Source organism: Octadecabacter arcticus 238, from assembly GCF_000155735.2.
Lineage (GTDB): Bacteria > Pseudomonadota > Alphaproteobacteria > Rhodobacterales > Rhodobacteraceae > Octadecabacter > Octadecabacter arcticus.
This window is the reverse complement of record NC_020908.1, coordinates 2,674,244-2,687,467: the sequence shown is the minus strand read 5'-3', so window position 1 is coordinate 2,687,467 and position 13,224 is coordinate 2,674,244. Positions and strand designations below refer to the sequence as shown.

Annotated in this window: 11 protein-coding genes; 5 read left to right on the top strand and 6 right to left on the bottom strand. The window is 56.3% G+C overall.

The features are described from left to right. The first annotated feature begins 217 nt into the window (after nt 1-217). Nucleotides 218-1,438 (top strand): type III PLP-dependent enzyme, encoded by a 1,221-nt coding sequence (locus tag OA238_RS13965; RefSeq protein WP_015495658.1) that lies wholly within the window; start codon nt 218-220, stop codon nt 1,436-1,438. A 61-nt stretch (nt 1,439-1,499) separates the two neighbouring features. Here OA238_RS13965 and OA238_RS13960 read toward each other — a convergent pair whose 3' ends face one another. The 5 genes from OA238_RS13960 to OA238_RS13940 form a co-directional block, all read right to left on the bottom strand. Next, on the bottom strand, nt 1,500-2,441 hold the full coding sequence (locus OA238_RS13960) for an ABC transporter permease (RefSeq protein ID WP_015495657.1): 942 nt from the start codon (nt 2,439-2,441) through the stop codon (nt 1,500-1,502). Then, a complete protein-coding gene (locus OA238_RS13955; RefSeq protein WP_044036864.1) occupies nt 2,434-3,456 on the bottom strand; it encodes an ABC transporter permease in 1,023 nt (340 codons plus the stop codon). Before OA238_RS13955 ends, OA238_RS13960 begins: the two co-directional genes overlap by 8 nt. A gap of 293 nt (nt 3,457-3,749) precedes the next feature. Continuing rightward, complete coding sequence (locus OA238_RS13950) at nt 3,750-5,471, bottom strand: peptide ABC transporter substrate-binding protein (protein WP_015495655.1); 1,722 nt, start codon at nt 5,469-5,471, stop codon at nt 3,750-3,752. Between the two features lie 10 nt (nt 5,472-5,481). Then, on the bottom strand, nt 5,482-6,558 hold the full coding sequence (locus OA238_RS13945) for an ABC transporter ATP-binding protein (RefSeq protein ID WP_015495654.1): 1,077 nt from the start codon (nt 6,556-6,558) through the stop codon (nt 5,482-5,484). Continuing rightward, nucleotides 6,551-7,555: an ABC transporter ATP-binding protein gene (locus tag OA238_RS13940; RefSeq protein ID WP_015495653.1), complete on the bottom strand. Its 1,005-nt coding sequence runs from the start codon at nt 7,553-7,555 to the stop codon at nt 6,551-6,553. The genes OA238_RS13945 and OA238_RS13940 overlap by 8 nt, the downstream gene beginning before the upstream one ends. A gap of 203 nt (nt 7,556-7,758) precedes the next feature. On the opposite strand from OA238_RS13940, the gene argE reads away from it, so the two are divergent. The 4 genes from argE (at nt 7,759) to OA238_RS13920 (ending at nt 12,166) form a co-directional block, all read left to right on the top strand. After that, complete coding sequence (gene argE, locus OA238_RS13935; RefSeq protein WP_015495652.1) at nt 7,759-8,922, top strand: acetylornithine deacetylase; 1,164 nt, start codon at nt 7,759-7,761, stop codon at nt 8,920-8,922. After that, on the top strand, nt 8,915-10,261 hold the full coding sequence (locus OA238_RS13930) for an NAD(P)/FAD-dependent oxidoreductase (RefSeq protein ID WP_015495651.1): 1,347 nt from the start codon (nt 8,915-8,917) through the stop codon (nt 10,259-10,261). Before argE ends, OA238_RS13930 begins: the two co-directional genes overlap by 8 nt. Before the next feature lie 148 nt (nt 10,262-10,409). Continuing rightward, nucleotides 10,410-11,573, top strand: a complete 1,164-nt coding sequence (locus OA238_RS13925) for a M20 aminoacylase family protein (protein WP_015495650.1) — start codon at nt 10,410-10,412, stop codon at nt 11,571-11,573. Then, nucleotides 11,573-12,166, top strand: coding sequence for an SAM-dependent methyltransferase (locus OA238_RS13920; protein ID WP_015495649.1), 594 nt, complete (start codon nt 11,573-11,575; stop codon nt 12,164-12,166). The genes OA238_RS13925 and OA238_RS13920 overlap by 1 nt, the downstream gene beginning before the upstream one ends. On the opposite strand, the gene moaA is transcribed toward OA238_RS13920, so the two are convergent. Further along, nucleotides 12,163-13,167 (bottom strand): GTP 3',8-cyclase MoaA, encoded by a 1,005-nt coding sequence (gene moaA, locus OA238_RS13915; protein ID WP_015495648.1) that lies wholly within the window; start codon nt 13,165-13,167, stop codon nt 12,163-12,165. The two genes, OA238_RS13920 and moaA, sit on opposite strands and share 4 nt — an antisense overlap. Between the last annotated feature and the right edge of the window lie 57 nt (nt 13,168-13,224).

The following is a 13,224-nucleotide window of genomic DNA, read 5'->3' as shown; positions in this document are numbered from 1 at the left end:
ATTTTTCCTATTGTGCGAATCTTGGTTTGGGCCGATGGCGCGTGATAAGACGCCAACGTGTGCACCTCTGGCCCTTGGAAATAAAGGTTATAGTGCAACGGTAACGTTTCCTTTTGGAAGTGAGCGGTCTAAGGTGAAAAGTCGTTTCGCCAGGGTGAAATGCAATTTTGCCCACGGTGGAAGATCCATCATGGCCGGGTCTGTTTGGAGATGAGTAATGACGATGATTTTTGTGGACGCTGCAGTGTCTTCCCCCCTTGATGTTTTTTCAGAAGATGCCGTGTCGGATCAGGTTGATATCTCCGGGCATTTGACGTCGACGTTTGACGATGTGGTTGAAAATGCGATATTTGAACACCCGACATTGGTCATGGATGTGAACAGGGTTGAACAGCAGTACTATGCGCTCAAGGCGGGTCTTGGCGGCGCCGACATCCATTACGCGGTCAAAGCAAACCCCGCACCCGAGATAATTGAGCGCCTCGTAAAACTGGGGTCGCATTTTGATGCGGCGTCGCGCGGCGAGATTGAATTGGTGTTAGGCGCAGGTGCGTCGCCATCCGATGTGTCCTTTGGCAACACGATCAAACGTGCGTCCGACATTGCCTATGCCCACGCCGCGGGTGTTACGTTGTTTTCCGCAGATGCAATCGAAGAGATCGAGAAGATTGCGCAGCACGCACCTGGTGCGCAGGTGTACATCCGCTTAATCGTTGAAAGCAGCGAGGCCGATTGGCCGCTCTCGCGTAAGTTTGGCTGTGATCGCGACATGGCAATCGACTTGCTGGACCGCGCCCGCGCGCTTGGTCTTGATCCGGTCGGTTTGTCGTTTCACGTCGGCTCGCAAACACGCAAGGCATCGATGTGGGGGCCGACGCTGGACGAGATGGTGAAGATTTGGGATGCGGCGAAAGAGGCGGGTCACGCGCTTTCACTGCTTAATATCGGTGGCGGCTTTCCTGCCTTTTACGGCCAGGATATAGAAGCGCCGACCGACTACGCGGCCTCGGTCATGGATCAGGTACGCTCGCGGTTCGGGGAGGTTGCACGGGTGATGGCCGAACCGGGTCGGGGCCTCGTGGCAGAAGCGGGTGCGATTGTTGCTGAAGTCATGTTGGTGTCGCGTAAGTCATCGCGCGATCTGCACCGTTGGGTCTATCTGTCGATTGGTCGGTTCAGCGGCTTGGCGGAAACTGAAGGTGAGGCGATCCGGTATCAGATCACAACGCTGCGCGACGATGACCCAGTGGGTCCGTGTGTTTTGGCGGGACCGTCATGTGATAGCGCCGATGTGCTGTATGAAAAGCAGCCAGTCTTATTGCCAATGACACTAAAGTCCGGTGACCGGATCGTGATCCGCAATTGTGGCGCCTATACCAGCAGCTATTCTTCTGTTGGTTTCAATGGCTTTCCGCCGCTGGACGTTTTGGTGATCTGAATATGAAAAGGCCAGGCGAGGGGTTAATCCCTGCGTGGCCTTTTCGTGTTCTTTGATCTAGTTACAGCCCGCGGATACGGGGATCGAGCGCGTCGCGCAGGCCGTCGCCCATGTAATTTACCGACAACACTGTCAGCGAGATCGCGAGGCCGGGCCACATCACCCGTTCGGGGTGTTGTTGCATAAAGTCGGTCGCGTCAAACAGCAGGCGACCCCATGTGGGGAAGTCCGGTGGAAAGCCGAGACCAAGGAAGCTGAGCGCGCTTTCCGTGATAATCGCAGTGGCGATTCCCAGCGTGGCAGACACCATGATTGGCGACATCACATTCGGCAGAATGTGGCGCAGGATCATCTTACCGGGTCGGGTCCCAATAGAACGCGCAGCAAGGACAAATTCGCGTTCCTTCAGCGCCAGCACATCACCGCGCACGATGCGGGCCGTTGGCATCCATGACGTGATGCCGATGGCCGTCACGATAAGGATAAAAATACCAGTTTCAGGACCAAAAGAGCTGGAAAGCGGTTGGCGAAACAGCATCACCATGACCAGTAGCAACGGCAGCAAGGGCAGGGCAAGGAACAGGTCGGTAATGCGCATCAGCAACCCGTCGATGCGTTTGAAATAGCCCGCCAAGACCCCCACCAGTGTGCCGAGGAACAGCGCCAACCCCATGGCCGTGAGGCCGACCGAGATCGACGTCTGCCCGCCCGCCATCATCCGCGCCATCATATCACGGCCCAACTGATCGGTGCCAAAAGGATGAAGCCATGACGGGCCTTCGTTGCGCGCGCGCACATCAATATAGGTCGGATCAATCGTCCACAGAAACGGGCCGAGGTAGACCGCGAGGATCACGAAAATGAAGAACGTAGCCCCCATGACCGCACCCTTGTGGGTTTTGAACTGGTCCCAGACATCCCACCATTGGTTGCGAGCGGCGTCATCGTCGTGCGTGTCGAGCGGTTGGGTTTCATGGGGCGTTTGAGGGGCGGCATCAGTCATAGCGGATCCTCGGGTCTAGAATTCCGTAAAGAATATCGGCGATCAGGTTAAAGAACACGATCAGGATGGCGAAAATGAACGTCAGTGTTTGCACCATCGGCACGTCACTGGCTTGTATCGACACGATCAGCAGTTGGCCGATGCCATTCACCTTGAAGATTTGTTCGGTGATAATCGCGCCGCCAAATATCGCCGGGATACCAAGGGCTATGACAGTCACCACCGGGATCATCGAATTGCGCAGCACGTGGCGCAGGACTACGACGCTTTCGGTCATGCCTTTCGCGCGGGCAGTGCGTACGTAATCCTGATTCAGGTTGTCGAGCATGGAGGCGCGCATAAAGCGGCTGATTTGCGCCGTGGTTTGCAGCGCCAGCACCATAACGGGCAGGACCATCTGGCGCACTTGTTTGCCGAAATTCGCCCAACTGTCGATCACCAGCGTGGTGTCGTAAATTGACGGGAACCACCAAAAACTGTCATTGGGCATCATCACGGTGAATAGAATGATCATCAGCACGCCCGAAAAGAATGGCGGGATCGAAAAGCCGATCATCGACACAAATGTACCAGCTTGATCGAACAATGAGTATTGTTTGTAGGCCGATATGATTCCGATGGGCAGCGCGATCAACACGCCGACGATATAGGCGAGGCCAACGACCATCATTGTTTGTGGAAGGCGTTCAATGATCGTGTCCATGACTGGTGCGCGGGTCTGCCATGAAATCAGGCGCGCCTCATCGGGGACGGACATCCAGTCGAAATTTTGCGACAGGTAGAACATTGGTTCCGACCAGATCATCTGCTTCAGCCAAAGCAGGTAGCGTATGTGAACCGGTTCGCCCAAGCCAAGAGACTGGCGGATTTGTTCGCGCACCTCTGGCGGGATCGTCAACGGCAACTGCGCCGTGGGATCACCGGGTGCCATGTCGAGCAGCAAAAAGATGATGAGGGAGATGAAGATCAGCGTCGGGATCGCCGTCAGTAGTCGCCGGATGGTGTAGGTCAGCATGGGCGGGCCTTTTGGGCCAGAGAAGCGGGCATCATGTTGCGTGCCGATCATCGCGCAGCGAGAGCCGCGCAATCACAGACAAATGATCAGACACTGGGACGCAGGCAATTTTGCTACAAGATTCAATACTGATGCAGCCCCAATGACCCAAAGTCGTCGCGGTATGCGGCGGCTGGTGGGCGGTCAAAGGAAAAACGCAAGGCTGCATGAAAATCAAATCCGATGTTTGGGGAACGTCAAATGGCAGGGAATAGGGTGGGCATTGCTGCCCACCCCAATATCAATGCGGGTGATTACTCACCGACGCGGTACCATTCAGCGATGTTCCACATCTCTGAATCCCAGTCTGTGATTTTCACGCCAGCCACTGTATTGGCGTGTGCAGATACGCCGCCACGGTGGATCAGTGGGATGATCGAGTAGCTAGCCATTAGCATGTCGTTCATCTGCTTGACGATCTCTGCACGTGCGTCAATGCCGGCAGTGGCTGCAAGCTCAAGCGCGAGCGCGTCGTAAGCCGGATCACAGAAACGCTGCATGTTGGAACCCTGCCACTGGCTTTCTGGCGATGGCCACTCTTTACAGGTCCAGTTAGCCATATAGGCTTCTGGGTCGACGCCTGCAAAGTTGTTGGTGTACATTTCAACGTCGGCAAAGAACTTCTGGAACGTATCGGGCGAAGCCGGATCGCCACCAAAGAACACAGACGCGTCGATGTTGCGCAGTTGCGCGTCGATCCCGATTTCAGACCACCACTGTTTGATCAATGCTTGGCTATCCTGACGCACCGCGTTTGTGGACGTCTGGTAAAGAACAACCAGCGGAGTGCCATCAGATTCGCGGATGCCGTCACCGTCTGTGTCAACAATACCAGCTTCGTCGAGCATCGCATTTGCGCCCGCGACATCCTGCACAAGGCAGCCGTCGTTTGCGGTAGACGCGTAAATAGCAGGCGCAGGCAGCACGTTACAAGTGGCTTGGCCACCAGCGCCGTAGCCGATTTCAACCAGCAGTTCGCGATCGATAGCCATAGACATGGCTTGGCCGATCACAAGGTTGGTCAGGAACGGGTGTGGACCGCCCTCGGCTGTTGCGCGAAGATCGCCCAAGTCAGCGGAAGGGTTCGTCTGGTTCAAGTGCAAACGCTCAACGGATGTACCGAACGCGGTCACAACAGTGCCAAGGCCTGCGGATTCCATGTCAGACAAAACTGTTGGATCAATTTGCAGGTTCCAAGCGTAGTCAAATTCGCCGGTTTCCAGAACAGAACGCGCAGCTGAGGCTGCGTCGCCGCCCCCTTTGAACAAAACGTTCGAGAAGGCAGGCTGGCCTTCAATACGGAAGTTTTCGTTGGCAGAGAACTGGATCACGTCATTGGCTTTGAAGTCGTCCACAACGAACGGACCAGTACCGATAGGACCAAAGTTTGCGTCCACACAGGTTGGTGCAGCCGCGCCCAGGCAATCTGCAAACTGAGCCGCCTGGATGATTGGGGATTCAGACCCGACCAGTGCAGTGTATGGGAACGGCTTTGGCGCAACAAACGTGATTTTGATTGTCAGATCGTCCACAGCTTCAACGGATTCAACACCGTCAAAATAGGACGCCTGTGCGCAACCGCCGCCTTCTGCGGTGCAATACTGCCAAGTGAACACAGCGTCATTCGCCGTGAGCGGCGTGCCGTCAGACCACAAAACGCCGTCTTGGAGCGTCCATGTAATGGATGTCAGGTCTTCGGCAATGCCGCCGTTTTCGACCGTCGGGATTTCAGCAGCAAGCCATGGCAGCAATTCGCCTGTGTTGCTAAAGCGCCCAAGGGATTCCAGCACGAGGGATGCGGATTCAACTTCTTTTGTGCCGCCCGACAGATAGGGGTTCAGCGTCGAAGGTGCCTGCCAATAGATAATGTTAAGCTGGCCATCGCGACCGCGTTCGCCCTCATGGCCGTCGGCGATTGCCATTGGCGCAAAAGCGACTGCTGCGGTGGCGCCCAATAGGGTTGTTTTTAAGTTCATGTTGTCTCTCCTAGTTGGTGGTGTTGTTGGTATTGCTCAGGCTCTGCTGGTCTGATGCCTCTGATGCTGCCGTTGAACCGGCGCTTGTTGAAACGTCGTTGTAGTGGTGGCAGGCCACAAAGCGGCCTGGCATAACTTCACGATATTCGGGTTCGTTTTGGTGACAGATGTCCATGACTGCAGGGCAGCGCGTGCAAAAGTTGCAGCCCTTGGGCGGATTGGCAGGGGAGGGCACATCACCGGTTAGGATTGTGCGATCCATCATGTCATGCATTTCGGGGTCTGGCTCGGGCACGGCTGACAGCAGCGCCTTGGTGTAGGGATGCAGCGGTTCGGCATAAAGCGCCTCACGTGGGGAGAGCTCGACGATCTTGCCCAGATACATCACCGCCACCCGGGTCGCGATGTGGCGCACCATGGACAGATCGTGGGAAATGAACAGGTATGTCAGGCCATATTCTTTTTGCAGGTCTTCCAGCAGGTTCACGACCTGCGCTTGAATCGAGACGTCCAGCGCTGCAATTGGTTCGTCGCAAACAATAAATTTCGGGTTCAGAGCCAATGCGCGCGCGATGCCGATGCGCTGGCGCTGGCCACCAGAAAACGCATGCGGATAGCGACCCGCGAATTTACGGTTAAGGCCAACCTGATCCATCAGATCATGAACTTTGTCGCGCTTTTCATCCTTTGACAGGGTTGTGTGTTCATCCAGCGGTTCCTGAATGATCGCCTGCACAGTCATGCGCGGGTTTAGCGATGCTTGCGGGTCTTGGAATACCATCTGCATCGTCGGGCGCTTGGTGCGCAAATCTTTTTGCGGCGTGTCGCCGATTTCCATGCCATCAATGCTGATCGTACCGCCAGTGATATCATAGAGCCGCAAGATGGCCCGACCGCAGGTGGATTTGCCGCAACCCGATTCCCCCACCAGCCCCAATGTCTCGCCTTCGTAAATATCAAACGACACCCCATCAACGGCTTTCACGTTGCCCGTGTGGCGACGGAACAGCCCCGAATAGATCGGGAAATGCATTTTGAGGTTGTTGACTTCCACCAGTTTGGTGTCGGTCTTTGGTGCATCAAACATCGCGCGGCTCCCCGGTTCGGGCGTCAAAGAAACACGCGGCGTCATGGTCGTTGCCGACGTCATAGCGTTGCGGGTTTTGCTGCGCGCAACGATCAAACGCCACATCACAGCGGTCGAGGAACGGGCAAGCGGTGGGGGATTCGCCAAGGATTGGCGGCTGGCCTTCAATCACCTCAAGCCTGTCTTCACGTTGGCCAAAGACACGTGGCACTGTCTTTAACAACGCACGGGTATAGGGGTGTTGCGGGTTCTTAAACAACTCGCGCGTCGGCGCATGTTCAACGATCTGTCCACCATACATCACAACCACACGATCCGCGATGCCGGCCACGACACCAAGATCGTGAGTGATCCAGATTACGGCCATGCCAAGGCGCTCTTGAAGCTCTTTCATCAGCTCAAGAATTTGCGCTTGGATGGTCACGTCCAGCGCCGTTGTCGGTTCGTCCGCGATCAAAACCTGCGGATCACAGGCCAGCGCAATCGCTATCATCACGCGTTGGCGCATGCCGCCGGAAAACTGGTGCGGGTAATCTTTCAGACGCTGTGGTGCGTCCGGAATACCGACAAGTTCGAGAAGTTCTTGCGCACGTACGGATGCCTGTTTTTTGGACATCCCCATGTGCTTGCGCAGGGGTTCCATGATTTGCATGCCGACGTTGTAAACGGGGTTCAGCGACGTCATCGGGTCCTGAAACACAAACCCGATCTTGCCACCACGCACCCCGCGCAAAGTTTCGGCGTCAACCTGCAACAGGTCTTGCCCGTCAAACATCACCGTGCCAGCACGAATATCGGCAGGCGGCGTGGGCAACAGGCCCAGCAGGGACATCATGGTGACGGATTTGCCAGAACCACTCTCCCCGACAACGCCCAAAAGCTCACCAGGTTTGAGATCAAAGCTCACGTCATTAACCGCGTGGACTTCCCCACCGCGAATTTTGAATACTGTTTTTAATCCTCGAACATCGAGAATTGGCAGCGCCCCATCAGGCATAGGCGACCCCCCCGTTAAAGTGTTCTTAGTGATTGTTTTTATTGCAGGACCGTCTGTGCGACCCCCGCTTGATCACTCACGTTAGCACCAATCAGCCGTCCCGCAACCCCCTGTTTGCTCGAAAAAGCATCAGTTGCCCTTGACGGTGCAGTCTGCCCGTTTACCGTCCATCAATCAGCCGCGATGGCTAATTAGGGGGCAGTATGACAACCACACTCGACGCACGGACCTTGATGGAACGCTTGATAGCATTCCCCACGGTGAGCCGCGACAGCAACCTTGATCTCATTGATTTCGTAGAAAAATATTTGAATGGGCACGGCATTGAATCGACGCGGGTGCCCGACGAAACGGGCCAGAAAGCGGCCCTGTATGCGCATGTTGGACCGCAAATTGACGGGGGCGTCGTTTTGTCAGGCCACACCGACGTTGTGCCAGTTGATGGCCAAGCATGGGACACCGATCCGTTTGAAGCCGTAGAAAAAGGCGACAAGCTTTATGGACGCGGCACCTGCGACATGAAGGGATTCGACGCACTGTCGATTTGGGCCTTGGTCGAGGCGAAAAAGCGCGGGGTGACCCGACCGTTGCAATTGGCGCTGAGCTATGACGAAGAAGTTGGCTGCACAGGCGCACCGCCAATGATTGACGCGATGGTCGCCAGCGCCATGCCGCGCGCCTCGGCCGCTATTATTGGTGAACCGTCGATGATGAAAGTCGTCACCGGCCACAAAGGTGGCATCGGGTTTGACGTGCATATGCGCGGCTTTGAGGTGCACTCATCCCTGCTACACATCGGCGTCAACGCCATCATGTTCGGGGCAAAGCTGATCGATTGGTGCAATGAGATGAATGCCGAAAATGCGGCACGTGCGCCGCTTGAAATGGACGGCGGATTTGTGCCGCCCTATACGACCCTGCATGTCGGAATGGTCACCGGCGGGACCGCCCACAATATCACAGCCAAAGACTGCAATTTCGTGCTGACCTTCCGGACCGTTCCGGGCGAACCGGGGCAGATGTGGGTCGACAAGTTTGAGGCGAAAGTTGCAGAGATTGCGGCGCAGATGCAGGCCATTCACCCGGACACCGGCATTGATTACCAGCGTAAATTCGATGTGCCAGGATTAAAGCCCGAAGAGGACGGCGGGGCAGAAGAACTGGTGCGCCAATTGACAGGGGACAACGCAGTCAATGTTGTCAGCTACGGCACCGAAGCGGGTCAATTTCAAGAACGCGGGTTTTCGTCCGTCATCTGCGGGCCCGGTGATATCGCGCAAGCGCATCAGCCGAACGAATACATTACACTTGAGCAATTCAAAGCAGGCGAAGCGTTCATGGAACGCCTGTTAGACACCCTTGCCTGAGTTCCCAATTTCCGAAACGGTCCCGACTGAACACGGCAACACGATTCCGAGTGATACGGATGTGGTTGTCATTGGCGGTGGTGTTATCGGCGTTTGCGCAGCCTTGTATTTGAACCGGGCAGGCCAGCGGGTTGTGCTGCTTGAAAAGGGCCGGATCGCGGGCGAGCAATCCAGTCGCAACTGGGGTTGGATCCGCCAACAGGGGCGCGATCCCGACGAGCTGCCGATAATGGTTGAGGCCGCGCGGTTGTGGCGTGAATTGTCGACGCAAACCGGCGGTACAATCGGGCTGGTTCAGGGCGGTCTGACCTACATGGCAGAGGATGCGGCCAAGCAGGAAAAGTTCGCCGATTGGCTGCCCCATGCAAAGGCAAACGGTGTTGACAGTCGTCTGCTCAGCCGGACGGAATTGGCAGATTTGATGCCCGAAGCGCGGCGCGACTGGGTTGGCGGACTTCACACGGCCAGCGACATGCATGCCGAACCACTGGTGGCAGTTGCGACATTCGCGCGATTGGCCGCGCAGGAAGGCGTGACAATCATCGAAGGCTGCGCGGCGCGGGGCATTGAACAGGCCGCAGGGAGAGTGGTGGCCGTTGTGACCGAAGCTGGAACAATCAAAACACCGCAAGTTGTGGTTGCGGGTGGGGCGTGGTCGTCGCTGTTTTTGCGCAACGCCGGCGTGTCGATCCCGCAGCTGTCGGTGCGTGAAAGTGTGGTTGCTGTTGACGCGCCGCCGATGACCTACAAGGGCGGCGGCGCAGACCGCACAATTGCGTTCAGAACCCGCACTGATGGCGGTTACACCCTTGCGATGGGCGCGTTTCATGAATTTTTCATCGGGCCGGACGCGTTCAGGGCCTTTGGCAAATTCTGGACTCAACTAAAGTCAGACCCGTTCGGCACGCGATTTTTGCCCGGCGCTCCGAACGGCTATCCTGATGGCTGGGGGACGGCGCGGCGTTGGGCGCTTGACGACATCACCCCGTTTGAGAAGTTGCGCGTTCTAAACCCGACACCAAACGCCGCCAACTGCGCAGGTCTGGTAAAAGAATTTGCCACCCTTTTCCCGGACCTCGGTCAGGTGCGCGCAAAAGCCACATGGGCGGGCATGATCGATACGATGCCAGATTTGGTGCCTGTTGTGGATCACATTGAAGATGTGCCCGGCCTGACGGTCGCCACTGGTATGAGCGGGCATGGCTTTGGCATCGGCCCCGCAATCGGACGCATTCTGGCAGATATGGTGACGGGGAACGCAACGGGCTATGATTTGGCGCGCTTTCGGTTTTCCCGGTTCACGGATAAATCAAAGATGGATCTGGGTCTTGCGATTTAAGACAGGTTTTGCGCCACGCTACGCGTGTCGCCACGGCGGGGGCCAGCCCCCGCGCCCCTAGGATATTTTGCAAGCAAAGATGTGGAAAGGGGCTTGCCGACGCCAGCGTCGAGGCGCACCCTAGAGTCAAGTTATCTGGAGAGAACCAATGCCTGTTAAGAACCGATTTGCCGAACTGCTGCCCGAAATCACTGCATGGCGCCGCGATCTGCATGAAAATCCCGAAATCTTGTTCGACACCTACCGTACCAGCGCGATCGTTGCTGAAAAGCTGGGTGAGTTTGGCTGTGACGAGGTTGTCACGGGTATCGGACGCACTGGTGTTGTGGCTGTTATCAAGGGCAAATCCGATACGTCTGGCAAGGTGATCGGTTTGCGCGCCGACATGGACGCGCTGCCGATCCATGAACAAACCGGATTGGAATACGCATCAAAAACAGACGGTGCGATGCACGCCTGTGGGCATGACGGGCACACCGCCATGCTACTCGGGGCTGCGAAATACCTGTCTGAGACGCGCAATTTTGACGGCACGGTCGTGGTTATTTTCCAGCCTGCCGAAGAAGGCGGCGGCGGCGGCAAAGAAATGTGCGATGACGGCATGATGGAGCGCTGGAACATCCAGGAAGTTTACGGCATGCACAATTGGCCGGGCAAACCAGTCGGGTCATTCTCAATCCGCCCTGGTGCGTTTTTCGCCGCAACTGACACGTTCGAGATCACGTTCGAGGGCGTTGGAGGCCACGCGGCCAAGCCCAATGAAACGGTCGATACGATGGTGATGGCGTCGCAAGCGGTATTGACCTTACAAACCATCGCTAGCCGTAATGCGGACCCTGTTGATCAGCTTGTGGTGTCGGTGACGTCGATTGAGTCGTCATCAAAGGCGTTCAATGTCATCCCGCAGCGTATCAACATTCGCGGTACGGTGCGCACAATGTCCGAGGAAATGCGAAACTTGGCGGAAAAGCGCATCGCAGAGATTTGCAACGGCACCGCCGCGACATTCGGCGGTACGGCGGCAATTAACTACATGCGCGGCTATCCGGTGATGGTGAATTCTGACGCGCAGACCGAATTTGCCGCTAAGGTTGCGACGTCCATCTCAGGTGGTTGCGATGACGCACCCCTTATTATGGGAGGTGAGGATTTCGCATTCATGCTCGATGAACGTCCCGGTGCGTATATTTTGGTGGGTAACGGCGACACGGCCATGGTCCACCACCCCGAATACAATTTCAACGACGAGGCGATCCCTGCAGGATGCAGCTGGTGGGCTGAGATTGTTGAGCAGCGGATGCCTGCGGCATAATGTGGGAAGATCGTTTTGCAGCTGAGGACGGCTACCTATTCGGGAGAGAGCCGTCCGGCGTCTTGGCAGCAAATTCGTGGCTGGCGCTGCCGTCCCAATCGGTGTTGTGCGCGGCGGACGGGGAGGGGCGCAATGCGGTGCATTTGGCGCGCCATGGCATGAACGTAACCGCGTTTGATATGTCTGTCACAGCCGTCGGACGTGCCACCGCATTGGCCAGAGAGTCGGGCGTTGAGGTGCAAACCCATGTTTCAGAATGGAACCAGTGGGATTGGACGCTGCAGTTTGACATGGTTGTCGGAATATTCATCCAGTTTGTCGGGCAACAACAACGCGCCAAGCAATTTGCGGACATGACGCGGGCCCTGCGCACAGGGGGGAGGATTGTGCTGCATGGATATCGCCCCGAACAGATCGGGCGCGGCACCGGTGGCCCGCCCACGGCAGAGAATATGTATACACAAGCAGAATTGCATGAGGTCTTTGCCGGCTGGATCGTTGAGCGAAGCGCATCCTACGAGTGCGATCAAACGTCTGGCAGTGCGCATGTTGGCAAAGCCGCGCTGATCGATTTTATCGCTCGGAAGCCCTAGCCGCCTGTATGGCTCATGTGTCTTGAAACCTGACCATCGACAGTTTGGCGCGAATAGTCGAAATCATGACCCTTGGGTTTCAAACCAATTGCCGCGCGAATAGCCGTTTCTAGCTGCGCGTCATCGTCGCTGGCTCGCAAGGGTGCGCGCAGATCAGAGTGCCCTTCTTGGCCCAGACAGGTGTAGATTTCACCCGTACAGGTGATGCGCACGCGGTTACAGCTCTCGCAAAAATTATGGCTCATCGGGGTGATCAGGCCAATTTTCTGGCCAGTTTCTTCGAGACGAATGTAGCGGGCAGGGCCGCCTGTTCGTTCGGCCAAATCAGTGACCGTAAAGCGGTCTTCCAGTCGGGCGCGTAGATCTTTGAGCGACCAGTATTGCATAATGCGATCTTCATTGCCGATGTCGCCCATGGGCATGACTTCGATGAATGTCAGGTCGACATCACGGTCCGCGCACCACGCTTGCATGGTAAATAGTTCCACCTCGTTGAAACCTGCCAAAGCCACTGCGTTGATCTTGACGCGCATGCCAGCGCGTTGTGCGGCGTCAATGCCGCGCATGACTTGGGGAAGGCGGCCCCAGCGGGTGATCTCGGCGAACTTGTCATCGTCCAACGTATCAAGCGATACATTGATCCGGCGCACACCAGCGGCATATAAATCATCTGCATATTTTTCGAGCTGCGAGCCATTGGTCGTTAACGTCAATTCCTTCAACGCACCGGATTCAAGGTGGCGCGACATGGCGTTAAAGAACGTCATTATGCCGCGACGGACCAAAGGTTCACCGCCAGTTATGCGAAGCTTTTCAACGCCTAATCCGATGAAGCTTGTGCACATTCGATCCAGTTCTTCCAGCGTCAGGAGATCCTTTTTCGGCAGAAAGGTCATGTTTTCAGACATGCAGTAGACGCAGCGGAAATCGCAGCGATCTGTCACCGAAACCCGCAGGTAGGTGATGGCACGCTGGAATGGATCGATAAGAGGTTGCTTCATACCTTGAACGTAGGGACCCGCAAACCCTCACGCAAGGGAATTACGCGACTAATTCCC